Genomic DNA, 24053 nt, shown 5'->3' on the forward strand with positions numbered 1-24053 from the left:
TGTTGATACAAATCAAAGACCGCTCTTCCTCTTGTCGGAAAAACGTCTGTAGTTCAGTTCGCTGATATCTATTGAAGGCACCTCGTCACAGGCCATTTCGGACAAGACAGTGCCTACGGCAGGAGCAATTCCGAACCCATGACCGGAAAAACCGCAGGCCAGGATTAATCCGGGAACCTCCTCAACATGGTCAAGAACCGGGACTTTATCCTCGCAGTAATCAATAAAACCAAACCAGGCCCGAACCACCTTTACATGCTTTAGCGCAGGTATGTAGCTCAGTATTCCTTTGCATGTCGTTGCTGTGGATTCTACGGGGGGCTGGTTTGCAACTCCCTTCATGATGCTTGGATCCAGGGGAGATCCTCCACCAAAAACAAAAGACCCATGGGTGGTTTGGTGACCATAAAAATCAGCCGTGGCGGTTCCCAGCATCTGGTAGAACATGGGTGGCTGCGCATTGGTGACCAGGGTGTTCAGCGCAATTTTCTGCATGGGCACATCAACGCCTACGGTATTGGAGACGGCGCGACTTTCATACCCGGCTGCCAGTATGATTTTTTCCGCTTCAAATTCCTGGCGGGTGGTGATGGCTTTTATGGTCGGCCCCGCCATCTTCTTGATGGAGATAACGCTTTGCTCATAAAGAAAGGTCACTCCAAGCTGGCGTGCCTTGGTATAAAATGCCAACGTCGTCAGCAGAGGGTTGGCGTGACCGTCGCTTGGGCACCAACTCGCCCCGACCACTCGATCAGAAAGATGCGGGCAAATATCCCTGACTTCTTCCCCGGTCACCATCCTCACATCAAGCCCCAGGGAAACAGCAACGTCGGTAAGTCCATTCAGGATTTGAAGATGCTCATCGGTTTTGCCCAGCCGGAGGTTCCCTTGCTGGTAATATTCCACGTCCGTTCCAAGCTCTTCGGAGAGATGCGGCCAGAGGTTTTTTACTCCATACATGGCAAGAGGCAGTTCTCTCGGGTCCCTGCCGGACTGGCGCACTCCACCGCCGTTACGGCCTGATCCGCCGTATCCGATCCCCTTTCCTTTCTCCAGGACAATGACCTTCTTCCCTTTTTGGGCCAGGTAATATGCGGTTGAGCAGCCTATAATGCCACCACCTATGATGATTACATCCGCGCTTGTTTTCATGGTTCCTCTCTTTCTGCAGACAGGCGTGTGAGTCGAAATCTCTTTATCGCGCATCTTTGCTTTCAAATTGTCGGTAGAAGTCGTTTTTGATTTCAGGATGTTGGGAGCCCAGTTTCAGGCTTCCTCTCCGAAATCCATACCGGCGAGCTGTTCAATGGTCATGGGTTGCAGCGGCGTCCTGACCCGCTGGGTGCCCAGTGTCGCAATATCCAGGGAACAACTGTCGGCGATGAGCTCGGCAATGGTGGCTGCGCACATTCGGCCCTGACAAGGGCCCATTCCGGCTCGGGTCTGCCCTTTGATCTGTGCCGGGTGGCGCGCTCCCTGCGCTATCGCTTCTCGTATCTGGCCTGCGGTCAATTCTTCACAGCGGCAGACAAGCGTTGCATCGTCAGGGGGAACCAGTGCCTGGCGACTTGGAGGAAAGAGATGGTCGAGAAAGGGACGAATCAACTTTTCCCGGTGGTTTTTTTTCAAATATGGTTGAGCTAAACGGTCGCGCTCGGAGTCGGTGATAATCTCAAGATCGCAGGCGGTCTCTATGGCAGCGAGATGACCGGAAAATTCTGCGGTTTTTCCGCCGAAAATGCCACCGGCGTCACCGGCAACCGATACTCCCGGAACGTTTGTTCGTCCCCATTGGTCCAACACCGGGCGCCAGTATCGCTGCGGATCGTACCATTCGTGCTCGCAATTGAGCGTTTGGGTAAGTCGCAGGTTCGGGACCACCCCCTCGTGCAGCAGGATCGTTGCCGCTGCCACTTCCTGCGTCTTGCTGCGGCAGGTAAAGCGCAATCCTTCCGCCCTCTCCTTGCCGATTACAGCCAGATCGCGACAGCCCATGTACTGGGGAACGTTGGCGCGTTTCACCTTCCATCTCATCCGGAGGCCTTTCAGCAGGTAGCTGCTTCGGCGCAGGGCCCCGGGCAGGAACGGTATGGCCTTGAAATAGTCTCCCAGGCCGGTGGTTTCGACCATTGCGGCAATATCCACTCCGTTATCAACAAGATGACAGGCGGACAGCAACAACAGTGGACCACTCCCGGCCAATACAACCGGGCCTTCCGGAACCATGTCCGTCGACTTGAACAATATGTCCGCGGCTGCGGCGCCCATGACGCCGGGAAGTGTCCAGTTGGGGATCGGTACCGGCCGCTCCACGGCTCCGATGCTGAAAAGGACCCGGCGACCGCGTACCCGCTGTGTTGTTTGTTCGGAAACCAGGTCAACAATGAAAGAGCCCTCAATATTCCAGACGCTGGTATTCGGCAGATAGGTGACACCGGAGGCACGAAATGACTCGACCAACTGCTTTCCGGCAAAATAATCATCGCCAAGAACATGGGCGTTTTCAGGAAGGCTGCGCTCTATAGACCGATATATCTGTCCACCGGGCTCAGGCTGCTCATCGACCACCAACACCGAGAGGCCCAATTTGTCAGCAGTGACGGCAGCCGCAAGTCCGCCAGGACCCGCTCCGATTATAACCAGGTCATAGAGCCTATTCATTGTCCTGCTCCTTTATGCCCTGCTGCCGCTTGACCACCATGCCCTCACGCACTTGAATCTTGCAGGCCTGCTGATTGGGGATGCCGTCAATCTCCATGAGGCATTCGTAGCAGACTCCCATATGACAGTATGCCGCACGGTGCGCGCCACTGATCGGCGAGGTCCGGTTATAGCCCTCGCCAGCCGCCAGGACCGCGGCTATTACGGTATCCGTTGCAGGAACTTCCAACTGCTCGCCTTCGAATATGATTTTCACCCGATCCACTCCGGGTCTGTTTTCATGCAATCTTTTCAGCATCTAACACTCCTTATGGTAAGCAGTAATCTCAACCGGATCATCTTGATAGGCAGTGCCACGTGGGTCATGTGCTTTGATCGCGAAGGCTTTGAGGGAAGATGGTGCCGAGACGCGTGATGACTCCCCAAATATGTAGTTGCATCCCAGGATTCTCAAGCTGTTCTCCAACCTCGCTGAATACCTGCCGGTCAACACCTGCTTATTGAATCTTCCGCGGATCAGTCATGTTTTCCGGAAGTAAAATGTCGTCCAACTGTTCAATGGTAAGAATCCCTTTGGCAAGGACGATGTCGTACACGCTGTGACCGGTCCCGAGCGCTTCCTTGGCAATGGCTGCCGACTGCTCGTAGCCGATGACAGGCACCAGCGCGGTTACAAGGCCGATGCTGCTTTGAACATAGCTTCTGCACACATCGCTATTTGCCTCGATATCGCAAATGCAGCGTTCCACCAGAGATATGCAGCCGTTTTTCAAAATCATCATGCCGTGCAGCAGGTCATAAGCGATAACGGGTTCGGCCATGCATAGTTCCAGTTCACTGGATTCGGCAGCCATGGAAACCACCAAGTCATATCCCATAACCTGGTAACATATTTGGTTCATCACTTCGGGAAGTACCGGATTGACCTTGCCTGGCATAATGGAAGAGCCAGGCTGCATAGAGGGCAGATTGATCTCGTTCAGACCACATCGCGGCCCGGAAGAAAGGGTGCGCAGGTCGTTACAAATCTTGGATATCTGCACGGCCACCAGTTTCAGACTGGCGGACATGCGCACGAAGATTCCCGCATTCTGTGTCGATTCCACCAGGTTTTTGGCTTTCCTGACGGGAAAACCGCTGATACCGGCAAGTTTTTTCGCCACCAGGTCGGCATACCCCAGAGGGCTGTTGATACCGGTACCGATTGCCGTTGCGCCCAGGTTGATATCGAGAAACGCCTCGGCCGTTTGTTCCAGGACGTCGATGGAGCTGTCTATCATTACCGCGTAGGCGCTGAACTCCTGGCCAAGGGTCATGGGGACCGCGTCCTGATTTTCCGTGCGCCCCATTTTGAGTATGTCTTTGAATTCCTCGGCCTTGCCGACGAGTGCGTTGCGCAGAACCTGCAGGGAACGGATGAGCTCGCAGTTGGACAGCAGCACCGCCAGTTTTATTGCCGTCGGGTACACATCGTTCGTGGATTGAGAACAGTTGACATGGTCATTGGGGTGTAAATGCCTGTATTCCCCTTTGTTATGACCCATGATCTCCAAACCTCTGTTGGCGATCACCTCGTTGGCGTTCATATTGGTCGAGGTTCCTGCTCCTCCTTGGAACATGTCTACGGTAAAGTGTTCGTGCAGCTTACCGTTCAGGATCTCATCACAAGCCTGGCAGATGGCGTTCATCCTGGTGTCGTCCAGGGCTCCCAGCTCATGGTTGGTCAGGGCCGCCGCTTTTTTTACCATGGCCAGGGCTTCAATCATGTGGCCGAATTTATTGAGATGAATCCCTGAAATGGCAAAGTTTTCCATGGCCCGTTGTGTTTGGACGCCATAATAGACATGGTCATAAATATCCCTTGTCCCAAGAGAGTCCTTTTCCTGGCGCAACCCGCTGATCAGCAGATTCTCACTGTGATTTCTTTCATGGACACTGTCAGCGAGCATACGCATGCGACGGTTGATACCGACCGCAACCTGGGCAACGATGCGGTAATAGGATTCGGGATTGTTCTCTTTGAACGATTCTATTTTATCCTCGTCTATTTGCCATATTCTAGCTCCAGTACGGGTGAATGCGCCATTGGAGTGGGATTCTCTCCCCAGAAAAGCCCCTTCGCTGACCAGCGAGCCAGACACCATCGTGCCGACCTTGCGAGACTGGCCGTGGATGCCGCGCATCAACTCAAGCTCTCCTTCAAGGATGATCCCTGCCCATCGGCGAGGGCTGGACTCATGGAATATCCATTCGTTTTTCTGGTATATTCGCTCTTCGCCTTCAGCAAGTATGATTGCCAGATCTTCCTTGCTGATACCCGTTGACCTGGCTGCCTGGCAGACAATGTTGTGTTCGATTTTCATATCTCTTGCTATGTCTTCAATCGGGTATAACTGAGTGATAACGATCAATGCATGCTGACGAATAAGACTGCTTGTTCAAAAGCCTTACCTGCACGCGCGTTCCACTAGTGGGTAATGCTGTTGCTCTCGCTTCCCTTTTGGCCACTTATTATCTGTTCCATCCGTTCAAGAGCGCTGGCTGTGATTTTGACCTGGTCCGGGGGATAGGCAACGGAATACTGCAGGGGGGGTAACGCCAGAAATGCCAGCCCTCCCCCATAGGGGGTGAGCGTGACGGTTGCCTTTCCGTCGGACAGGAATATGGTCAAGCCTCCCAGGTCCAAACGTCGGAGTTCCGCCATAAGTGAGGTGTCCGCGTGCAACTGGTCCATCAGCCGTTGAGACATGCCGCTGTCTCCCTTGCGTTTGAACTTGCCGTTGCTGAAGCGGAGTTCGCTCCGTCCGGTCCAATCGATCTTCCGCTCCAAGCAGAGATTAACGGTCATTGTCCCACCCAATAACTGGCGTTGCCAGCTTTGGATGGCCGTCAGACCGTGCAAGGTGCTTGGCAGATTCGAGAAGCGCACATCACCATTTTCGACGAGCTCCGCATCGCCCCATATTTCGGAAAAGAGGCGTGAGGTTTGGAGAATGGCCTGATTGGCGGCATTGACCCGCTTTCTTCTTGATCGGAACATGGTTGAACTCCTCTTGAAATCCTAGAGGTCTTGATCGCCTGAACGGATGGTGTACGCCTCGGCCACCGGAAGAACGAACACTCTGCCATCGCCGTGGTTGCCGTCGCCAGTTCGGGCTGCATCCATAATGGTCTTCACGGCTGCCTCTTTTTGATCGTCATCCACAAAGGTTTGGATCATTTCCTTGGGCATTTCCTTGTACATTGTATTCCCGACTTTCAGGCCGCTCTGTTTTCCCCGGCCGATGACCGGAAATTTCGTCATGCCATAGACACCGATGTCGGCGAGCGCTTCAGTGACTTCAATGATCTTCTCGGGACGGATTATGGACTGGATAAGATACATGATATCTCCTGTAAGTTGTGACTACTCGTTGGATGTCGCGGCTGCCTGAGTGTCGGCCAAGCAGTTCGGGCCACAGCCGGGATTGATAATGAAAGTGGCCGGAATGCCGTTTTTGTACAGCTCTTTTTCCACCAGCCCCCATTCCTCCTGTGCTTCCTGCATGTCCATTGGGATGAACATGGGTTGCTTGACCACGAAACGGAGCCAGACAACGACGTAGACGAGGGTACCGGCCACCATGAATCCGACCAGCCGGAAGATGGTGCTTTCCATTTCCGGAACTGGCGCAATGTTGACAATGGCGTAGCCCATGCCCAGGGAACCGAGTATTTGCGGAATCGGATAGAACGGGACTTTGTAGGGACGCTTGTAGTTCGGGTAGCGGCGACGGAGAATGATGACGTTGAGATGGGCGATGATATAGGCAAAGAGCCAGGAGCAGCAGGCGGCCAGAATGTAGACGATCAGGTTCGGTGCTTTATGGATGCCGCCGAAGAAAAAGAGACTCATGGCTCCGGCCATGAAGAGGATGCCGATCCAGGGTGTATGAAAACGTGGGTGAATGGAGCGGAACACGGCAGGCAGTTCTCGGCTGACGGCCATACCGTAGAGCATGCGCGGGACCACGCCTATGATCGTATTGATGGTACTGGCACTGGCAAAGATGGAGACGATGGCAATCCAGATCATGCCCGGCTTGCCAAGCATGGCCAGTGCCATGTCGACATGGGGGTGGTTGGAATTTGCCAGCTCTTCACCGGGTACGAATTTGAGTGAGGCGTATCCATAGAGGAGGTTGACGCAGAAGATGGCCAGCAGGCCGTAGAACATGGCTTTGGGGATGTTCTTTCCCGGTTGTTTGGTTTCCTGGGCCATGGGAGTGACAAATTCAATGCCGATGTAGAGCCAGATTGCCAGGGCTGTAAGGCCGAAAACGCCCATACCCATGGGGTTGAACGGCTGCTCCGGCAGGACAGGAGGTGGGAGGGTGCCTATGCCGGTAAGCCCGATGATCCCGAGAAGAGCCATGGACCCCATCATTGTCAGTGTGAAGATGATTTGCAGCTTGGCGAAAATGTCCACACCGATGACATTGGTTATGGTCAGGACGGCCAAAAGCAGCCCCCCCCAGACAACGGGAGGGATAGCGGGGGTAAAGGTCTCGGTGATGACCGCCCCGGCCACGGCCAATTCTGCCGGTGCAGCGACCAGATTGGGGATGACGTAGGCCAGGATGACCGCGGCCATGGCAGGCAAGGCCCCCATGGCCACCTTGGTGTATGAGCGAAGTCCTCCTGCGTGGGGCATCATGCAGGCGAGCTCTGCATAGCTTTGGGCAGAACAGAGCTGCAAGATCCAGGCTGTGGCCATGGCAAAGACAAAGCCGCCGCCGGCAAGTCCCATGCCCTGACCAAGCGACACCAATGTGCTGGAGGCGACCACCAACCCCACTGCTACAGAGAAGCAGGAGTAGAAGCCGAGGGTCTTTCGTAATTCTGTTTTCATCTTACACTCCAAGAAATGTACGGGTTACACCATACGCGAAGTCGCCTCCGGCGGGTGACATCAGGACAAAAAGGGCTTGTCCCAGAGGTTGAGCGTTGTGCCGATGCCTTTTTCCAGGGCGTTGCGGTATACAGTGGTGCCCCAGGCAACATCTTCGACGGGAAGGCCGCCAACGGAATAAATGATGATCTCGTCATCGTTTCTTCGGCCAGGCCGTTCACCGGTAATCACGGCACTGAGGTCTTCGAGCTGCTCACGTTCCATCCGACCTTCCGCCATGAGATCCATGCAGTGCACGGCTGGGATGGGAATGGTGTGGTAGGCCGGATAGGGCATTTCCTCAGCCCATGCTTCGTACAGAGGAACGTAGTCCGCCACGTTACGGGCCCGGTTGAGGATGAAGTCGTCGTCAAAGCGGCCCGCAGCCGGGCAGCAGACAAAGGCACCGGGCTTGATCCACTCTTCCTTGACATAAGGATATTCGTTGATGTCGCCAGTGGGGGAAGAGGTCCCCAGAAAAAGGATCTCCGCGTCCTTGGCCGCGCCTGCAATGTCATCGACCACCACGATGTCACTGACGGTGGGGTACTTGGCTTTCACGTAATCGATGAAGCTCTGTATTGATTTTTTGCCCCTGCCCTTGATCTGGACGCGCTCAATGCCAGGCCGCACGGCCATGAAGGAGTCGAACGCGGTCTTGCTCATGACACCCGGGCCGACAATGCCCACGATCTTGCTGTCTTCGCGGGAGTAGTAACGAGCCCCGACACCCGGCACTGCGCCGGTGCGGTAGGCGCTCAGAATATTTGCGGACATATATGCCATCGGAGCACCCGTGTCCTTGTCATTCAGGGTCAGCATCAGGATGGAGCGCGGCAGCCCTTTTGGCCTGTTTTCGGCATTGGAGCCGTACCATTTCATGCCAACCATATCGAACTGGCCACCCAAGTAGGCGGGCATGGCCATGAACCGACGGTCAGGGCCGTCCACGGGCATGTTCGGGAAGGGAGACTCTTCCGGGAAGACCATCATAACGCCGTGAGAGTTGTTGCCAGGTCCGCCCATGCGGAAGTCGCCCATTTTGAGCAGGCGGAACATTTCTTCCATTGTGTCCACGCAACCAGCCATGTCGGTCACGCCAGCTTCGATCATGTCGCTTTCGCTCAGATACAGAAAATCGATCTTGGGATATGCCATGGTTCGTCTCCTGGATGAATAAAATTGTTAGCTGAGTTCACAACCGATGTGCGCTTCGAGTTCGATCTCGACAAGCTGCGTCGGGCGGTTGAGTTTGGGTGTTTCTACCATCGTGAACAGCGGCCGTATGTCCTTGAACCGTTCGCTGTAGGCTGCGGCCACTTCCTGGGCCAACGCCATGTCGGTCACATAGGCCTTCACCTTGATCACATCCGCAGCTGAGGCTCCGGCCTGTAGCAGCAGATCAATGAATTTGGTGAATATGTATGCGGCTTGTTCCCGAGCGGTTTCACCGGCCACAGTTCCGTCCGGCAGCACGGCGGTAGTGCCTCCGATGTAGACATGGTCGCCGACTTTCACCATTCGGGAGTACCCTGCAATGTCCTCCAAAGGTGATCCGGACGAATAATTGGTTCGCTGCATGATGTTTTCTCCTTGCAAGCAGTGCTGAGCTGTCACTTCCTGTTGAGCAGAAAAGAGCATGACCTTATTGGAAAAAACGGAACTATGCGCTGGCAGAAGGCAGGGCTTTTGGGGGCAAATTTTAATTTTATTAATATATTTCAAATAGATATATTGTTTTAGCCCGAATGATTAAAAAAGTGCATTTTTAACAAAATTATAAAATATATTACAATCACGAATAATATTCTGGTTATATTTCGCAAATTTGTAAAAATATTATCCGGATGTGTACAAGGCCTAGAAAAACAATGGCTGAAATAGTTGCTGTATTCTCAGTAGGTTATCGTTTGATAGGAGGGGGTGCTCGTACCGGGCGGTTCGTCTTGGCGTTCTTGTTGCACAAGTGACTGTGCCAGGAGGTGGAACGTGAACGTAGAGAAAGCCTATATGCCGGAGCAGCCCTTTTTCGAACTGTCTACCGAATCATATTTTTCCCAGTTGGCCATGTCTGACGGTGGGTTGGCGCAGTACTACAGTTTTATAGTGGCCCTTGATGTCGACAAGCACATTGTCGCAGTGCCGGATGGGACTGTCGACATTGTCATCCAATGTTCGGGCAACCAACCTGATGGCCAGGTGTGCGGTTCTGTCAAGAAGGGGAGACAGGTGGAATTCAAGCCGGGGATACTCTATTTCGGCGCTCGTTTTTTTCCTGGCACGGCAGATGAGTTGCTACAATGCCCTCTCGATCAGTTCACGGAACAGCAGATTCCCCTTACAGACGTGCACAGAAGCGCCGAGGAGTTGGTTGAGCGTATCAGTCTTGCTGAATCGTTTGGAGACCGCATAAAGTTGTTCGAAAGTTTTTACGCTCAACAAATCCGAAAACGTTCTGGCGTTTCAACGTTGGTTTCGTATTTGATCGACAAGATCAACAGGGCGCATGGTGACATTAGAGTCGGTGATTTGGTGGAGGATACCGGTTACTCGGTTCGATATATAAGTGGCTTGTTTTCGCGGGCCGTGGGAATCTCACCAAAGCTTTATTCCCGCATAGTCCGTTTTCAACGATGTTTCGGCCTGCTGCGTGGACATGATGCGCTTTCATATGCCAACCTCGCGCAGGACAATGGGTATTATGACCAAGCCCATTTCATTAATGAATTCCGTGAATTTTCACTGTGCACCCCTGCTCAGGCCTTGGGAGCGTGCGCTTAGTTGGTGCCCTCTCTTTTCCTGCTCGCACACCGGGGCGATAGAGTATTGGGACCAACTCTGACGACGTCGAGACTGACCCAGCGATGCTTTCCCTGTAAAACAGAATGAAGCAGGCAAAAAGAGTCACCGTTCACTGCTCGTTGTCGCTTCCATGGTAAGCTTGGTGGCCTACCGCATTACACGACAGGAGCACAGAATGGTGCAAGAGCAAGGCACCAAGGCAAGACAAGGTATTCCCTTGGGGCTTTATTCTTTCATTCAGTCTGTCGCTCCCTACCCTTCCTTACCGTAGGCGGTTCAAAAAGAGGAAAGCCAAATCTCACGCAGCTATCAGGCTCTTTTCCTGCCACCTACCGCATTACACGACAGGAGCGCAGAATGGTGCAAGAGCAAGGCACCAGGGCGAGACAATAGCGAAGTGTACTCTTCTCGTACACGAGAGCGCCTTGGATCGCCCGCAGTAACGCCGCTATTGTGCCATTCTGCGTTCCTGCGCCTACCCAATGAAAAAGCCCCAAGGTATTCCCCTGGGGCTTTATTCTTTCATTTGGTCTGTTGCTCTCTACCTTCCCTCATCGCAGGCGGTTCAAAAAGGGTGGAGAGCAAGGCGCTAGAAACATTCAATTGCGACGTGTACTCTTCTGTACACAAGCGATTTGAATTTTTCGCGGCAACGCAGCTATCGGCCCTTTTTCAGCCGCCTGCTGCAGTAACGCCGCTATTGTGCCATTCTGCGTTCCTGCCTACTCGTCGCCGTCGTCATCGAGAGACCGAGTATACCGGCACGCCTTCTCCGGACACGCCAAATGCTCGCCACGCGCCTTGGTGGTCTTGCGCACCAGAATCTTGGAGCCGCATTTCGGGCACGGTTCGGGCACGGGCCAGTTCCACACGGCGTAGTCGCACTTGGGATACTGGTTGCAGGAGTAGAAGACCTTGCCCCGGCGCGAGCTTTTTTCCACCAGTTCGCCGTTGCAGCCTTCGCGCGGGCAGGCAACGCCCGTGGAGAACGGCTTGGTGTAGCGGCAGTCGGGATAGCCGGAACAGGCAATGAAACGGCTTCCTGTCCGGGCCTTTTTCAGGTGCAGGTCCTTGCCGCATTCCGGGCAGGTTCCCACCACATCGGGTTCCGCGTTTTCAGACTCCAAAATCACGATCTCGCCGTTTTCATCGCGCTTGAAGTTCTTGATATTTTTGCAGTCGGGATAGCCGGAGCAGCCGATGAACTCGCCCATGCGGCCGAAGCGGATAACCATGGGCTTGCCGCACAGCTCGCAGTTCAGGCCGGTTTCCTTGCCCGTTCCCTTCACCCCGGCCATTTCCTTCTGGGCCTTGTCCAGGGTGGGATAGAAGTCGCCGGTAAAGTCCTTGAGCAGATTGACCCAGTCCTGGCTGCCTTCGGCCACGTTGTCCAACAGGTCTTCCATGTGCGCGGTAAAACCCACGTCCATGAGCGACTCGAAATGTGCGGCCAGCATGTCCACAACGGTTGCCCCCAGTTCCGTGGGCGCAAACTTCTTTTCTTCCAGCCGGGCGTAGTCGCGCTCCAGCAGGGTGGAGATGATGGCGGCATAGGTGGACGGACGGCCAATGCCCTGTTCTTCCAGCTCCTTGACCAGCGAGGCTTCGGAAAAACGTGGCGGGGGCTGGGTGAACTTCTGTTCCTTTTCCAGCTTGCGCACGTCCAGTACGTCGCCTGCGGTCAGCTTGGGAAGTTCGGAGTTGTCGTCCTCGCCCTTGCCGTACACGGTAAGAAAACCGGGGAAGAGCAACCGCTCGCCCTTGGCGCGCCACAGGGTGGGGCCTGCCTGCACGGTAACCGTGGTGTCCCAGAACTTGGCAGCAGCCATCTGCGAGGCCACAAAGCGCTGCCAGATGAGCTTGTACAGCTGGAACTGATCCCGGGGCAGCAGGCCGCTCACGTCGTCGGGCGTGATGAAAACATCGACCGGACGGATGGCTTCGTGCGCATCCTGTGCTCCGGCCTTGGTTTTGTAGTAGCGGGGCTTTTCCGGGTAGTAATCCTCACCCAGGCGCTTGATGATAAAGTCCTTGGCCGCGTCGCGCGCCTCATTGGAAATACGAACCGAGTCGGTACGCATGTAGGTGATGAGCGCGGTGGTGCCCCTCTCGCCCAAATCCACACCTTCGTACAGGCGCTGGGCCGTACTCATGGTCTTTTTGGCGGAATAGCCCATGCGGCGGCTGGCGTCCTGCTGCAGGGTGGAGGTGATGTAGGGCGGCACGGGCGTGCGGGAACGTTCCTTTTCCTTGACCTCGGCCACGGTAAAGGGGCTTTCCTTTACGTCCTTTTCCAGGGCGGCGGCTTCCTCGCCAGAGCCAACGGCGGCCTTTTTGTCGTTGACCTTCCACAGGTCCACGGCAAATGGAGGCGGTTCCTTGCCTTCCAGCTCGGCACGGAACACCCAGTATTCTTCCGGACGGAAGGCCTGACGTTCCCGCTCGCGGTCTACAATGATGCGCAGAGCCACGGACTGAACACGCCCGGCGGAGATGCCGCGCTTGATCTTTTTCCAGAGCAGCGGGGAAAGCTTGTAGCCCACCAGCCGGTCCAGAATACGCCGCGCCTGCTGCGAATTGAACAGATTCTCGTTGAGCGGCCTGGGATTCTCCAGGGCTTCCTTGACCGCACGCGAGGTGATTTCGTTGAACTGGATGCGACTGAGCGGGACATCGCAATCCTTGAGAAGTTCGGCCACGTGCCAGGCAATGGCCTCCCCCTCGCGGTCGGGGTCGGGGGCCAGATAGATATGCTTGGCTTTGGCTGCCGCGCTCTGGAGTTTGGAGACCACCTTCTGTTTACCGGGTATTACCTGGTATTGCGGTGCAAAATCGCTGTCTTCCTCCACGCCCAGGTTCTTGGACGGAAGGTCGCGGACATGCCCCACAGAGGCTTCGACTTTGTAGTCTTTGCCCAGAAATTTCTTGATGGTCTTCACCTTGGCCGGTGATTCGACGATAATTAGGTTGTGCGCCATGTCACGCGCTATAGCCATGCTGAAGCAAGATAGCAACCCCGGTTTTTGGTTGTCTTGTAATTTTCACAGGCAAATCAAGGCCCGCATCCACGATAAAAGCACTGCATTATCGGCTTGACGGTGAGGGAAAAGGCTGATCTGAATAACCGCGAGAAGCATTTATGCAGGAGACGCATTTTATATGGAACATAAATTTGGCGCTGCGGCCATAATCGGTCCGCCCAATGCTGGAAAGTCCACGTTTCTGAACCAGATTCTGGGACAGAAAATAGCCATCGTAACGCCCAAGCCCCAGACCACCCGCAACCGCATCAGCGGCATCTGGACCGGGGAGGACGCCCAGGTGGTCTTTCTGGACACCCCCGGCATCCACCGCCTGCGCGGCAAAATGAACAGCTTTCTGCTCAAAAGCGCGTGGCAGGCCCTGGCCGGTGCGGACGTGGCCGTCCTTTTTCTGGACGCCGCCCTGTACGCGGACAAGCCCCATGTTTTCGACAAGGACATGGCCCCCATCAAAAAGGAGCTGGCCCAAGCCGGAGCCCAGCTTCTGATTGCCGCCAACAAGGTGGACAAGGTCCACGACAAGCGCAAGCTGCTGAGCGTTTTGGGCCGCATAGGCGAAATGTTTCCGGACGCCGAAATCTTTCCCGTGGCCGCCATCAACGGCGACGGACTGGACGGCCTGCTGGAAAAAGTCGTTTCCATGCTGCCCGAAGGGCCGCCCATGTTCCCGGAAGATCAGGTATCCACCGTACCCATGCGCTTTCTGGCCGCGGAGATCGTGCGCGAAAAGCTCTTCATGGAGCTGCGCCAGGAACTCCCCTACCAGACCACCGTGGAAATAGAGCACTGGGAAGAGGAAGACGGCCTGGTGCGCATTGCGGCCCTTATCTATACGGCGCGCAAAACGCACAAGGGCATCATCATCGGCAAGGGCGGAGCAACCCTTAAAAAGGTCGGACAAAGCGCTCGCACGGAATTGGAAGACATGCTGCAATGCAAGGTCTTCCTCCAGATATGGGTCAAAATCCGCGAAGGTTGGACCGAAGACCCCGGCTTTCTGCGCTCGTTGGGCTTCGGCGAATAGCCTTTTCCCCCTCCCTCCCTTTTTCTTCCGTGCTCCGGGGCGGTATGCCAACCGTCCCGGAGTGCAGAAAAACAAGCCGACAGGCCGCTGCCCTCAAGCCGCGGGAGCAAGACGCAGGCTCGGAGTTCGGGAAGAATGCAAAGCCTCTGTGCCACTTCCCTCTCGCAAAGGTCTGTATATTTCGACGCAACAACGGTATCGTGCTTTTTTGGCAACTTGAGACTGTATTTTCACGCCGTCTTGTCCCCGTCGAAATGATGACGTACTATTTGTTCCGAAATTCAAATATCTCTGGATTATTCAATGGTGAACCCGCAAAAAGAAGATACGTTGCAAAGCATTGAAAGACTGCAACAGGTGCAGAAGGAACTTGCCGCCGCAGCCGAGCGCGCCCACCGGAATCCGGCGGACGTGACCCTGGTGGCCATTTCCAAGAAACATCCGGCCCGGGCCGTGCAAACCCTTGCCGCACATGGGCATCTGGACTTTGGCGAAAACTATGTGCAGGAAGTTCTGGACAAGCAGGACACCCTTGCCGACCCCGCCATTCGTTGGCACTTCGTGGGCGGTTTGCAGAGCAACAAGGCCAAGTTCGTGGCCGGACGTTTTCACCTTGTGCACTCGGTGGACTCGGAAAAGCTGGCCCGCATGTTGCAAAAGAGTATGACGAAAAAGCGCGAAGCGGCCGAGGTGGCCCCCGACGCGGTACAGGACGTACTGCTGCAGGTGAACCTGGACTGCGAAGCGCAAAAAAGCGGCACTTCTGCAGACCAGGCCGAAGCCGTGGCCAGGGCCATAGGGGAAATGGACGCCCTGCGCCTGCGCGGGCTTATGCTGATGCCCAGGTTCGACGAAGACCCGGAGCAGACGCGCCCCTCGTTCGCCGCCCTGCGCCGCCTGCGCGACGAATTGCAGGACAAGCTGGGCGTGGAACTGCCGCACCTTTCCATGGGCATGAGCAACGACTTTGTCCAGGCCGTGGAAGAAGGCGCCACCCTTGTACGGGTCGGCACACGAATTTTCGGGCCAAGGGAATACTGATTGTACATCCGCAAATACCAAAGACGTATTTTGCGGAAGCGACGCTAGGTTGTGTTCACGGAAGAACAACTACCGCCGGGTCCGTGCCCGGCAAGACCAGGGAATCGGTAAAAGACTATGGATCTTGCGACCATAATCGGCATCGTGTTGTCCATGGGCCTGGTTCTGTCAGCCATTCTGATGGGATCAAGCCTGGCTATCTTCATCTCCGTTCCGTCGGCGCTCATCGTCATTGGCGGAACCATCGGGGCGACCCTGGTCAACTACCCTCTGGGGCAGGTGCTGGGGGTCATGGGCGTCATTAAAAAGACGTTGTTTTCCAGCCTGGACGACCCCGGCGAACTCATCGCCCGTTTCATGGATTACGCCAACCGCGCCCGCCGCGAAGGCATCCTCTCTCTGGAACCCCTGCTCAAGGAAATTACCGACGACTACCTGCGCAAAGGGCTGCAGCTGACGGTCGACGGTCTGGAGCCGCAGACCATCCAGGAAGTCCTCGAAACCGAAGTGCAGTATCTGGAACAGCGCCACGAGGGCGGCGTGGAAATCGTGGCCGCCATGGGCGCGTACGCCCCGGCCCTGGGCATGATCGGTACGGTTGTCGGCCTGGTGCAGATGCTCCAGTCCATGAGCGACCCCAGCAGCATTGGCCCGGCCATGGCCGTGGCCCTGCTGACCACCCTGTACGGCGCCATCCTGGCAAACCTGGTGTTCAACCCCATGTCGGGCAAGCTCAAGACCCGAAGCCGGGAGGAGGTCCTTTTGCGCGAGCTGATACTGGAGGGCATTCTGGCTATTTCCAAGGGTGAAAACCCCCGTATCATCGAGGAAAAACTCAACAGTTTTCTGCCGCCCAAGTCGCGCAGATCGTCCGACTAGCGTTTCGCGGAGCCAGCCATGGCGAAGAAGAAAAAGAAAAAGAGTGGTGGCGACGGCGAAGAAATGCCGGCCTGGCTCATCACCTTTTCCGACATGATGACCCTGCTTCTGACGTTTTTCGTCCTGCTCAACAGTATGGCTGTTGTGGACGAACGCCGGAAGCTCGTTGCCCTGGGGTCCATCATCGGCACCTTCGGCATGGGGGAAAAGAGCTTTGACGTGCTCACCACGCAGGACACGAAAAAATCCGTGGACCCCGGCCCCATGGAAGACGTGGACGACCTTGCCCAGCTCAAGGAGATGGTCTGGGACGACATGACCCAGGACGTCCGCTTTGCGGAAAACAAATTCGTGCAGGTCTTCTCGGTTGCCGCGGACATTCTGTTCACGCCCGGCAGCCAGCGCCTTTCGGAACAAGGACGCCGAATGCTGGAGCATATTGTCCCTGTTCTGAAAAAGCTCGACAAGCCGGTGCTTCTGGCCGGGCATACCGCCTCCCTGCGCGACGAACTGGGCGAAAAATTTTCAGTAAAGCAGATGGAAGCCATCCACGATGCTTCGTGGCGCATCTCCCTGAGCCGCGTCCTGGCCGTGTACCGTTTCTTTCTGGACCAGGGTGTCAAGCCGGAAAGGATGCGTGTGGAGGCCTTTGGCCGCTTTCACCCCCGCGGCGACAACAACACCATCGACGGCAGGCGGATGAACCGCCGGGTGGACATTGTTCTGGACAAACGGACTCTCTGGGCCGAACAGGAACTCAAAGGCGCAATTAAAATGCCTGTGAAGAAAAAGGATTCCTTCGACTACGACGGCTTCATCTTCCGCCTGAACGGAACCAACGGGCAGTAGCCATGGCTAAAAGAGAGAAAAAGGAATCAAAGGGCCCGGCCCAAACCTGGCTTATCACCTTTGGTGACCTGGTCACCCTTCTTTTGACTTTTTTCGTCCTCTTGCTCAGTATGGCTTCCATGGACCAGAGTTTTTTGACGCGGGTCAGTGTCTTTACAAAGGACATCGGTTTTTTGACCTACCGCGGGTCCGGGCAGATCCCGTCGCGCATCAAGATGATCATTGAACTCATGGAACGCCCGCAGGACGTACTGCTGGAGGACGACCGCATCAAGGATCTGCTGTTTCCCGACGACGTCCTCCCGCCAGGCATAGACCGGGGCACACTGGAAGAAAACCTGCGCATTCTGCGACGCCAGGACGGCGTGGCACTGGTGCTTTCGGACAAACTTCTTTTCGCATCGGGCAGCGCCTCGCTTGCGCCGGAAGCCGATCCTCTGCTTGCCCAGATCGCCACAGTGTTGCAGTATCTTCCGTTCAACGTAAATGTGGCCGGGTTTTCCGACAATGTTCCGGGGCGCACCAAAGACAACTACCAACTCTCGGGAGAACGCGCCGAATCCGTGCTGGACTATTTTCTCAAACACGGGTTTGACCCGATCAGATTTTCCATTTCCGCTTTCGGTCCCAACCTGCCCATTGCGCCCAATGCGACGCCGGAGGGACGGGCCGCAAACCGGCGGGTGGAAATTCTGGTAAAGACCCAGACCATGCTGGGCTCATACTCCTGAGAAAAACCACGGCAAGGCGGGATGCATGTTGCTTCCGCAGCCGCACCGTGGATTCACGAATTTAAGACGACGATACCCGCAAGACCAAGGAGCCGAACGTGTCAGAAGAAGAAACCCAACAAGAAGCGCCGCGCAAAAAATTCGGATTTTTAAAATGGCTTATCCTGCTGCTTCTGCTGTTGATTCTGGCGGGCGGCGGATATTACGTATACGCCAAATTCTTTGCCGCGCCTGGGGACGGGGCAGACAAGCCCGTTGCCGAGGAAAGCCAAAAGGACAAAGGGTCCGGCGAGGTGCAGGGCTTCAAGGATCTGGTCACCCTGCCCACCTTTGTGGTCAACCTGGCCGACCCGCTGGGACGCCGCTACCTGAAGCTTTCCATGGATGTGGAGGTTACGGACGAGGAAGCCTCCAAAAAGCTTACCAACTCCGAAGCCCAGGTGCGGGACGCCATTATCCTGCTGCTGTCCAGCAAGTCGTTCCAGGATCTTTCCACCATAGAGGACAAGATCATGCTTAAAAAGCAGGTGGTGGAACGGCTCAATCAGGTTTTGGGCGGCCCCAAGGTGCTGCGCGTCTACTTTACGGAAATGGTTGTGCAATAACCCCCGGAAATGGTTCGGCAATCCATTTTCCATGCGCATTGACAGGGGAACGGGCACAGCCTAATGCTTGAATGTCCGAGAGATAGCAGGGTCCGCTTTTGGGGTGGACCCGAAAAGACGCCACTTGGCCCATTTTTTGAATAGGTTATCCTGTCGGCGATGAAGCCGCGATAACCGGCTGGCACAGCCAGCCAAGGCACAAAGAGGATGTCCATGGTCCCTGAAGATATTGATCAGGATAAGCTTGCTGAAGAATGGGCCTCGGCCCTTTCCGAAGACGACAGCGAAGAAGCGGCCGATCCGTTCGAGTCCGCCATGGCGGCAATGGACGACAGCGGTGATTCCGATGGTGGGGATGCTGGCGGTGAAGAAGGTGGCCTGGCCGACGAATGGGCTTCCGCCCTGGCCGACCAGGAGGAAACCGCCATCAAGAAGGAAAAGGAACAGACCTACCTCTCTTCCAAAAGCCATCCCGTCGAATTCAAAGATTTGACGCACGAGGCAAAAGCCCCGCGCCCCGACGGCACCAAACGGGATCTGGACTTCATTCTGGACATCCCGCTGGAGGTTTCCGCCGAGCTGGGCCGCACCAAGCTGCTGATCAACGAACTGCTCCAGCTGGGGCAGGGATCGGTTGTGGAGCTGAACAAACTGGCAGGCGAACCCCTGGAAATCTACGTGAACGGCAAACTCGTGGCCCGTGGCGAGGCCGTGGTCATCAACGAGAAGTTCGGCATCCGGCTGACCGACATCATCAGCCCCATAGAACGGGTAAAACAGCTTGGTTAACGCAACCGCCACCAGCCTGGGACAGGGCTCTCTTTTAAGCCAGCTGTTCACTGTAGGCGGGGCGCTGTTTCTTCTGCTGGCCGTGCTGTTTGCCGGATTCTACCTGATGCGCCGCTTCGGCCCCAAGGCCGGACTGAACGGTTTTTCCCAAAAAAACCTGAACATGCGGCTGGAAGGCCACATGGCGCTTGGGCCGCGTCGCAGCATCATGGTGGTCCGCCTCATGGACCGAAGGCTTGTGCTGGGAGTGTGCGACCACTCCATTAATCTGCTTACAGAATTGGCCGTATCACCGACCGATGAACCGGATGGCAAGGATGAACGCAAGGCAAAATTTTTCTCTCAGCTATTGGAAAAAGCCGGTTCTTCCGGCGATTCTCATTAGCCTGCTGGCCCTGCTGATCCTTCCGGGGATCGCGGCCGCCGCCGATCCTGTCATACCGTCCTTCACTTTGCAGCTGGCGGCTGGCCAGGAAGAGCCGGAAAAGGTTTCCCTTTTGCTGGAAATCCTTTTCATGCTCACTATTTTGTCCCTGGCCCCGTCAATTCTGCTTACCATCACCTCGTTCACGCGCATCATCATCGTCTTTTCCTTTCTACGGCAGGCCATGGGCACAAACCAGATGCCCCCCAACCAGATCATGGTATCCCTGGCCGTTTTCATCACCATCGCCATCATGATGCCCGTGGGCAAGCAGATCAACGACAAGGCGCTGCAGCCCTATCTGGAAGAACAGATCAGTTTCAACGACGCCCTGAAGCAAGCCGAAATACCCATCCGGGAATTTCTCTTCAAACACACCAGGGAAAAAGACCTCTCCATATTCTATTCCATCACCAAGACGGACCGTCCGCGGGTAAAGGAAGAAGTTCCGACCATTATGCTGGTGGCCGGATTCGTGATCAGCGAACTCAAGACCGGCTTCACCATCGGCTTTATGATCTACATCCCCTTTCTTATCCTGGACATGGTCGTTTCCAGTATTCTGCTGGCAATGGGCATGATGATGCTGCCGCCAGTCATGGTCTCGCTGCCGTTCAAAATACTGTTGTTCGTTATGGTGGATGGCTGGAACCTGCTTGTCGGCTCGCTGGTCAACAGCTTTTCATGACGAGAGAAGAGGCATAGTGATGGAATTTCCGCAACTTCTAACGGCTTCGGCCGGGAGCTCCCCATGACCCCGGAATTCGTCATCGGCTTTGCCCGTCAATCCATTGAACTGGCCCTTACCATCGCCCTGCCCATGCTGGGCGTGGGGCTTGGCGTAGGCGTAATTGTCAGCGTCCTTCAGGCCGCTACCCAGATTCAGGAAATGACCCTGGCCTTTGTGCCAAAAATTGTCGCAATATTCCTGGCACTCCTCATCGCATTCCCATGGATAATGGACAAGATGCTCACCTTTACCAGGAACCTGCTGCTCAACTTTCCGAACTATATCAAATAGCAAAGCTTCATGCTTCGGAGCCGGAACCATCTGCCCGGCTCCTTCCGTTCGGCTTTTCCCGTCTGTCTATTTTCCCGTACTCCGCACAAACTGCGCCGCCAGTATGGCTCCGGCCTGGGCCACGTTCAGCGAATCGAAATCGCGGCCCATGGGAATGTGCACCAGTTCGTCACAGCGCTTGGCAACACCGGGGCGCAGCCCCTTTTCCTCGTTGCCCAGCACCAGCACCGCGGGCAGGGTAAGCGGCGCGGAAAACGCATTCAGGCTGCTCGGTCCCAAGGCCGCACCGTACACGAAAAAGCCCTTTTCAATGCAGGTTTCCAAGGCACGCGAAAGGTTGGTGACGCGGGAAAGCGGCAGCATGTCCAAGGCACCTGCCGAGGCTTTGTACGCCCCCGTGCCCAGCCGGGCAGCGCCGTGCTTGGGCAGCATCATGCCGCCCGCGCCCAGCGCGTACAGCGTCCTGGCCAGGGCACCCACGTTGCCGGGGTCCTGCACCTGGTCCAAAGCCGTAACCAGCGGAACCGGCGACTGCAACGCCAGATCCAAAAGATCTTCCAGCTCCACAAAGCCGCGGCTCATTATCTGGGCGACCACGCCCTGATGGTTGCCGTCGAAAAGCTTGTCCAGCTCCTGCTTCTGGCACAGTCGAAACCGCACCCCGCTGGCCCGGCAGGCATCGAGAATATGCCCCCCCTTGTCCCAACGTGCGCCCTTCTGGACAAACACCGCCTCCACCCGTTCGGGCGAACGCTGCAAAAGCTCCAACACCGGTTTGCGTCCGGCAATACTGTCACTCATACTTTTCCTTGCTGCAAAGCTCTTTCCGAGTATATTCTGTCCATTATCGGACCAGGGTTGTCATTCTTCCCGGTTCCACGGTTTCAAAACCTGCGGTCAACGCCCGGTTCACAAGGACTCCGAGGGGCCTCGGCCCCGGCTTGCGCTCACATGCGTTTTGCGATAGCTCTTTTCAAATTGTACTGTTGGCTCGTGATATTCACCAGCCCTTCGGCCCAACAAATTCTACGGGCCTCAACTCCAAGTCCGGCACGGACTTTTTCGGTATACACCGCTGAAACCACCGGATCGCACGCGATCCTTTATTACACAAAGGGCCCACGGCCCGCCACCACAGGAATCATGAAGAAAAAAAAGGACGAATTCAAACGCCCTAAACGAAGAAATATCAGCTGTACGCCGCTTGTAATCCTCGCAGTACTCAGCCTTCTTCTTACCGCCTGCGTCCCCAAAAAGAATGTCGCCTCCACCGAGGCAACCCCCGTCTACACAGTAAAGGAAGTCGTTGCCTGCCCTACTCCGGAAACCGATCCCGAAGCCGAGCAAAACGACTCCGATGTCGAGTCCCTGGACCCGGAACTGCAAGTCGAAGCACCTGCCCATGAGGTAGCACCGGACGAGGAAGACCTTTCGGAACAGCAGAAAAAGGCTCTGGACGAGGACGCTGTAAAATTTGCCCTGGACGTTCGCGAAACCAAAGAGTTTCTCTACTACTACAAGTTCTACACCGACTACAAAAAGGACGGTTCACCGGGCAAGGGCCGCAAAGCCTTTACCCGCTGGCTGGAACGGGCCAAGCCGTTCCTGCCCTATGTGCGCAAAGTGATCAACCAAAAAGGGCTGCCCGAAGATATTATCTTTTTGCCCTTTGCCGAAAGCGGCTACAACCCGTGGGCCTATTCCTGGGCCGGTGCGGGCGGAATGTGGCAGTTTATGCGCGGCACAGGCAAGCTGTACGGCCTGCGTGTGGACTGGTGGGTAGACGAACGCCGCGACCCCTACCGCGCCACGGAAGCCGCAGTCGCCTACCTGGACAAGCTGCACGGCGATTTTGACGACTGGTACCTGGCTCTTGCCGCATACAATGCCGGCGAAGGCAAAGTGGGCCGCGCCATCAAGAAATGCGGCTCCAACGACTACTTTGAAATCTCCAAGCACAAGCAGCTTCTCAAAAAAGAAACCCGCCATTACGTGCCCAAAATCCTGGCGATTCTGCACATTGTGCGCAATCTGGAAAAACTCGGCTTCGAGCCCATAGACTGGAATTACGATGCAGGTATCGTTTCCACGGAAATCAAGGGCGGTACCGATCTCACAGCCATGGCCTCGGCCTGTGGCCTGAGCTGGCAGCAATTCCACAAGTACAACCCCATGTTCCGGCGCACGGCCAGCCCGCCAGATACCACCATGAAGGTCTATCTGCCCCAGGATAAGCTCGCCAAGGCAGAATCCTTTCTCAAGACCAAAGGGGCGCGCCCCTTTGCCGGATACAGCAACTATCTGGTACGCAACGGCGACTCCTGGTGGCGCATATCCAGACGTTCCGGCGTTCCCATCAGCGTGCTGAAACGGGTCAACAACACCAGAAGCAATACCCTGCGTCCTGGCCAGCGGGTCATGATTCCCGGCAAGGGCTCTCACATCAATGTCGATACGCCCGTCGCCCAAACGCGCCAATACGCCGCCCGACGCGCCAACTACATTGTGCTTCGCGGGGACTCCCTCTGGACCATCTCGCGCAAGTTTGGCGTCAGCCTGGATACGCTCAAACGCGCCAACGGAATGCGCTCGGGACGCAACATCAAACCCGGACAAAAGCTCTACATCCCGGATGCCGGAGTCGCCGCCACCAAGGTGGCCGTCAAACAGGCCGAATCCGCGCACCGTATCATCACCCACAGGGTCCGCCGCGGCGATACCATCTGGGCCATTGCCCGCCGCTACAACGTGCCCGCAAAACAAATCCTGAGCACCAACAACCTCTCCAGCACAAGCGTTATTCGCCCCGGAGACAAGCTCAAGATTGTGGTAGAGTAAATAAGAAGAAGAAATGCCTCCGGCGGCTGGGGGACATGATGTCCCCCAGACCCCCACATTATGTCTATGAGAAAAGGCCCGGCAAACGAATACATTCGTTTGCCGGGCCTTTTCTCATAGACAATGGGGCGTGAAAAACAGGCGAACTTTATATTCTTATTTATGCCGTCACCTACTTGAAATCCCCTTCCGGCCATATGGCCGGAAGGGGATTTCAAGTAGGTAAATCGCAGGTCCAGGAGGCCGTTGCCTCCCAAGGTATGGCGACGGGTGTGGGGCAGAGCCCCACTTTTTCCCGCGAGGCCCCAGCAGGATTCCCCAGGGGGCCGAGAATGGTTTGAGAGCAAGGCGCCAGGGAAATTCAAGCGCGCCGTGTACTCTTTACGTACACAAGCGATTTGAATTTTCCGCAGCAACG

23 protein-coding genes are annotated in these 24053 nt (G+C 55.8%); 12 read left to right on the forward strand and 11 right to left on the reverse strand.

The genetic code is table 11. The features are described 5' to 3' along the window. Positions 1-12: 12 nt before the first annotated feature. From ACI0FJ_RS12840 to ACI0FJ_RS12880, 9 genes are all read right to left on the reverse strand, one after another. Entirely contained in the window at positions 13-1152 is a 1140-nt protein-coding gene (locus ACI0FJ_RS12840) for an NAD(P)/FAD-dependent oxidoreductase (protein ID WP_424304124.1), read from the reverse strand. A gap of 114 nt (positions 1153-1266) precedes the next feature. Continuing rightward, positions 1267-2661 (reverse strand): FAD-dependent oxidoreductase, encoded by a 1395-nt coding sequence (locus ACI0FJ_RS12845; RefSeq protein ID WP_424304127.1) that lies wholly within the window; start codon positions 2659-2661, stop codon positions 1267-1269. Beyond that, a complete protein-coding gene (locus ACI0FJ_RS12850; protein ID WP_424304130.1) occupies positions 2654-2959 on the reverse strand; it encodes a (2Fe-2S)-binding protein in 306 nt (101 codons plus the stop codon). Before ACI0FJ_RS12850 ends, ACI0FJ_RS12845 begins: the two co-directional genes overlap by 8 nt. Before the next feature lie 199 nt (positions 2960-3158). Then, positions 3159-5024, reverse strand: coding sequence for an aspartate ammonia-lyase (locus ACI0FJ_RS12855; protein ID WP_424304132.1), 1866 nt, complete (start codon positions 5022-5024; stop codon positions 3159-3161). A 104-nt stretch (positions 5025-5128) separates the two neighbouring features. Continuing rightward, positions 5129-5701: a DUF3156 family protein gene (locus ACI0FJ_RS12860; RefSeq protein ID WP_424304135.1), complete on the reverse strand. Its 573-nt coding sequence runs from the start codon at positions 5699-5701 to the stop codon at positions 5129-5131. 21 nt (positions 5702-5722) lie between these two features. Beyond that, complete coding sequence (locus ACI0FJ_RS12865; RefSeq protein WP_424304137.1) at positions 5723-6046, reverse strand: P-II family nitrogen regulator; 324 nt, start codon at positions 6044-6046, stop codon at positions 5723-5725. A gap of 21 nt (positions 6047-6067) precedes the next feature. Further along, complete coding sequence (locus ACI0FJ_RS12870) at positions 6068-7552, reverse strand: APC family permease (protein WP_424304140.1); 1485 nt, start codon at positions 7550-7552, stop codon at positions 6068-6070. Positions 7553-7612: 60 nt separating this feature from the next. After that, on the reverse strand, positions 7613-8749 hold the full coding sequence (locus ACI0FJ_RS12875; RefSeq protein WP_424304143.1) for a tyramine oxidase subunit B: 1137 nt from the start codon (positions 8747-8749) through the stop codon (positions 7613-7615). Between the two features lie 27 nt (positions 8750-8776). Beyond that, on the reverse strand, positions 8777-9172 hold the full coding sequence (locus tag ACI0FJ_RS12880) for a Rid family hydrolase (RefSeq protein ID WP_424304146.1): 396 nt from the start codon (positions 9170-9172) through the stop codon (positions 8777-8779). Positions 9173-9580: 408 nt separating this feature from the next. Between ACI0FJ_RS12880 and ACI0FJ_RS12885 the strand changes: the two genes are divergently transcribed. Further along, the gene (locus ACI0FJ_RS12885) at positions 9581-10372 is read left to right on the forward strand and encodes a helix-turn-helix domain-containing protein (protein ID WP_424304149.1); all 792 of its coding nucleotides are present in this window, start codon (positions 9581-9583) and stop codon (positions 10370-10372) included. Positions 10373-11115: 743 nt separating this feature from the next. On the opposite strand, the gene topA is transcribed toward ACI0FJ_RS12885, so the two are convergent. Further along, positions 11116-13371, reverse strand: a complete 2256-nt coding sequence (topA, locus tag ACI0FJ_RS12890; RefSeq protein ID WP_424304151.1) for a type I DNA topoisomerase — start codon at positions 13369-13371, stop codon at positions 11116-11118. 181 nt (positions 13372-13552) lie between these two features. Here topA and era point away from each other — a divergent pair, with 181 nt between their 5' ends. The 10 genes from era (at position 13553) to fliQ (ending at position 20797) form a co-directional block, all read left to right on the forward strand. Continuing rightward, positions 13553-14458: a GTPase Era gene (era, locus tag ACI0FJ_RS12895; RefSeq protein ID WP_424304154.1), complete on the forward strand. Its 906-nt coding sequence runs from the start codon at positions 13553-13555 to the stop codon at positions 14456-14458. A 303-nt stretch (positions 14459-14761) separates the two neighbouring features. Continuing rightward, on the forward strand, positions 14762-15499 hold the full coding sequence (locus tag ACI0FJ_RS12900; protein ID WP_424304157.1) for a YggS family pyridoxal phosphate-dependent enzyme: 738 nt from the start codon (positions 14762-14764) through the stop codon (positions 15497-15499). A 117-nt stretch (positions 15500-15616) separates the two neighbouring features. Continuing rightward, positions 15617-16378 carry a motility protein A gene (locus ACI0FJ_RS12905; RefSeq protein ID WP_424304160.1) on the forward strand — a complete coding sequence of 254 codons (762 nt, stop codon included), beginning with the start codon at positions 15617-15619 and terminating at the stop codon, positions 16376-16378. 18 nt (positions 16379-16396) lie between these two features. Beyond that, the gene (locus tag ACI0FJ_RS12910; RefSeq protein ID WP_424304163.1) at positions 16397-17227 is read left to right on the forward strand and encodes an OmpA/MotB family protein; all 831 of its coding nucleotides are present in this window, start codon (positions 16397-16399) and stop codon (positions 17225-17227) included. 2 nt (positions 17228-17229) lie between these two features. Next, entirely contained in the window at positions 17230-17958 is a 729-nt protein-coding gene (locus tag ACI0FJ_RS12915) for an OmpA/MotB family protein (protein WP_424304166.1), read from the forward strand. Positions 17959-18056: 98 nt separating this feature from the next. Next, positions 18057-18563: a flagellar basal body-associated FliL family protein gene (locus ACI0FJ_RS12920; protein WP_424304169.1), complete on the forward strand. Its 507-nt coding sequence runs from the start codon at positions 18057-18059 to the stop codon at positions 18561-18563. A 213-nt stretch (positions 18564-18776) separates the two neighbouring features. Next, the gene (gene fliN, locus ACI0FJ_RS12925) at positions 18777-19352 is read left to right on the forward strand and encodes a flagellar motor switch protein FliN (RefSeq protein ID WP_424304172.1); all 576 of its coding nucleotides are present in this window, start codon (positions 18777-18779) and stop codon (positions 19350-19352) included. Then, a complete protein-coding gene (fliO, locus tag ACI0FJ_RS12930) occupies positions 19345-19737 on the forward strand; it encodes a flagellar biosynthetic protein FliO (protein WP_424304175.1) in 393 nt (130 codons plus the stop codon). Before fliN ends, fliO begins: the two co-directional genes overlap by 8 nt. Continuing rightward, a complete protein-coding gene (fliP, locus tag ACI0FJ_RS12935; RefSeq protein WP_424304177.1) occupies positions 19670-20464 on the forward strand; it encodes a flagellar type III secretion system pore protein FliP in 795 nt (264 codons plus the stop codon). The genes fliO and fliP overlap by 68 nt, the downstream gene beginning before the upstream one ends. A gap of 63 nt (positions 20465-20527) precedes the next feature. Then, the gene (gene fliQ / locus ACI0FJ_RS12940; RefSeq protein WP_424304180.1) at positions 20528-20797 is read left to right on the forward strand and encodes a flagellar biosynthesis protein FliQ; all 270 of its coding nucleotides are present in this window, start codon (positions 20528-20530) and stop codon (positions 20795-20797) included. A 66-nt stretch (positions 20798-20863) separates the two neighbouring features. Here fliQ and rlmB read toward each other — a convergent pair whose 3' ends face one another. Continuing rightward, entirely contained in the window at positions 20864-21598 is a 735-nt protein-coding gene (rlmB, locus tag ACI0FJ_RS12945; protein ID WP_424304183.1) for a 23S rRNA (guanosine(2251)-2'-O)-methyltransferase RlmB, read from the reverse strand. 342 nt (positions 21599-21940) lie between these two features. On the opposite strand from rlmB, the gene ACI0FJ_RS12950 reads away from it, so the two are divergent. Then, entirely contained in the window at positions 21941-23635 is a 1695-nt protein-coding gene (locus ACI0FJ_RS12950) for a LysM peptidoglycan-binding domain-containing protein (RefSeq protein WP_424304186.1), read from the forward strand. The last annotated feature ends 418 nt before the right edge of the window (positions 23636-24053 follow it).

This window comes from Desulfovibrio sp. 7SRBS1, from assembly GCF_049723905.1.
In the GTDB taxonomy this organism is placed as follows: Bacteria; Desulfobacterota; Desulfovibrionia; order Desulfovibrionales; family Desulfovibrionaceae.

Bases quoted from the DNA above. Each gene is read 5' to 3' on its own strand.
- fliN (WP_424304172.1), top strand. From the start codon at position 18,777: ATGGTCCCTGAAGATATTGATCAGGATAAGCTTGCTGAAGAATGGGCC.
- ACI0FJ_RS12845 (WP_424304127.1), bottom strand. From the start codon at position 2,661: ATGAATAGGCTCTATGACCTGGTTATAATCGGAGCGGGTCCTGGCGGA.
- ACI0FJ_RS12900 (WP_424304157.1), top strand. From the start codon at position 14,762: ATGGTGAACCCGCAAAAAGAAGATACGTTGCAAAGCATTGAAAGACTG.
- era (WP_424304154.1), top strand. From the start codon at position 13,553: ATGGAACATAAATTTGGCGCTGCGGCCATAATCGGTCCGCCCAATGCT.
- topA (WP_424304151.1), bottom strand. From the start codon at position 13,371: ATGGCGCACAACCTAATTATCGTCGAATCACCGGCCAAGGTGAAGACC.
- ACI0FJ_RS12950 (WP_424304186.1), top strand. From the start codon at position 21,941: ATGAAGAAAAAAAAGGACGAATTCAAACGCCCTAAACGAAGAAATATC.
- ACI0FJ_RS12855 (WP_424304132.1), bottom strand. From the start codon at position 5,024: ATGAAAATCGAACACAACATTGTCTGCCAGGCAGCCAGGTCAACGGGT.
- ACI0FJ_RS12840 (WP_424304124.1), bottom strand. From the start codon at position 1,152: ATGAAAACAAGCGCGGATGTAATCATCATAGGTGGTGGCATTATAGGC.
- fliP (WP_424304177.1), top strand. From the start codon at position 19,670: ATGAACGCAAGGCAAAATTTTTCTCTCAGCTATTGGAAAAAGCCGGTT.
- ACI0FJ_RS12850 (WP_424304130.1), bottom strand. From the start codon at position 2,959: ATGCTGAAAAGATTGCATGAAAACAGACCCGGAGTGGATCGGGTGAAA.
- ACI0FJ_RS12880 (WP_424304146.1), bottom strand. From the start codon at position 9,172: ATGCAGCGAACCAATTATTCGTCCGGATCACCTTTGGAGGACATTGCA.
- ACI0FJ_RS12915 (WP_424304166.1), top strand. From the start codon at position 17,230: ATGGCTAAAAGAGAGAAAAAGGAATCAAAGGGCCCGGCCCAAACCTGG.
- rlmB (WP_424304183.1), bottom strand. From the start codon at position 21,598: ATGAGTGACAGTATTGCCGGACGCAAACCGGTGTTGGAGCTTTTGCAG.
- ACI0FJ_RS12865 (WP_424304137.1), bottom strand. From the start codon at position 6,046: ATGTATCTTATCCAGTCCATAATCCGTCCCGAGAAGATCATTGAAGTC.
- ACI0FJ_RS12860 (WP_424304135.1), bottom strand. From the start codon at position 5,701: ATGTTCCGATCAAGAAGAAAGCGGGTCAATGCCGCCAATCAGGCCATT.
- fliQ (WP_424304180.1), top strand. From the start codon at position 20,528: ATGACCCCGGAATTCGTCATCGGCTTTGCCCGTCAATCCATTGAACTG.
- ACI0FJ_RS12875 (WP_424304143.1), bottom strand. From the start codon at position 8,749: ATGGCATATCCCAAGATCGATTTTCTGTATCTGAGCGAAAGCGACATG.
- ACI0FJ_RS12910 (WP_424304163.1), top strand. From the start codon at position 16,397: ATGGCGAAGAAGAAAAAGAAAAAGAGTGGTGGCGACGGCGAAGAAATG.
- ACI0FJ_RS12905 (WP_424304160.1), top strand. From the start codon at position 15,617: ATGGATCTTGCGACCATAATCGGCATCGTGTTGTCCATGGGCCTGGTT.
- ACI0FJ_RS12870 (WP_424304140.1), bottom strand. From the start codon at position 7,552: ATGAAAACAGAATTACGAAAGACCCTCGGCTTCTACTCCTGCTTCTCT.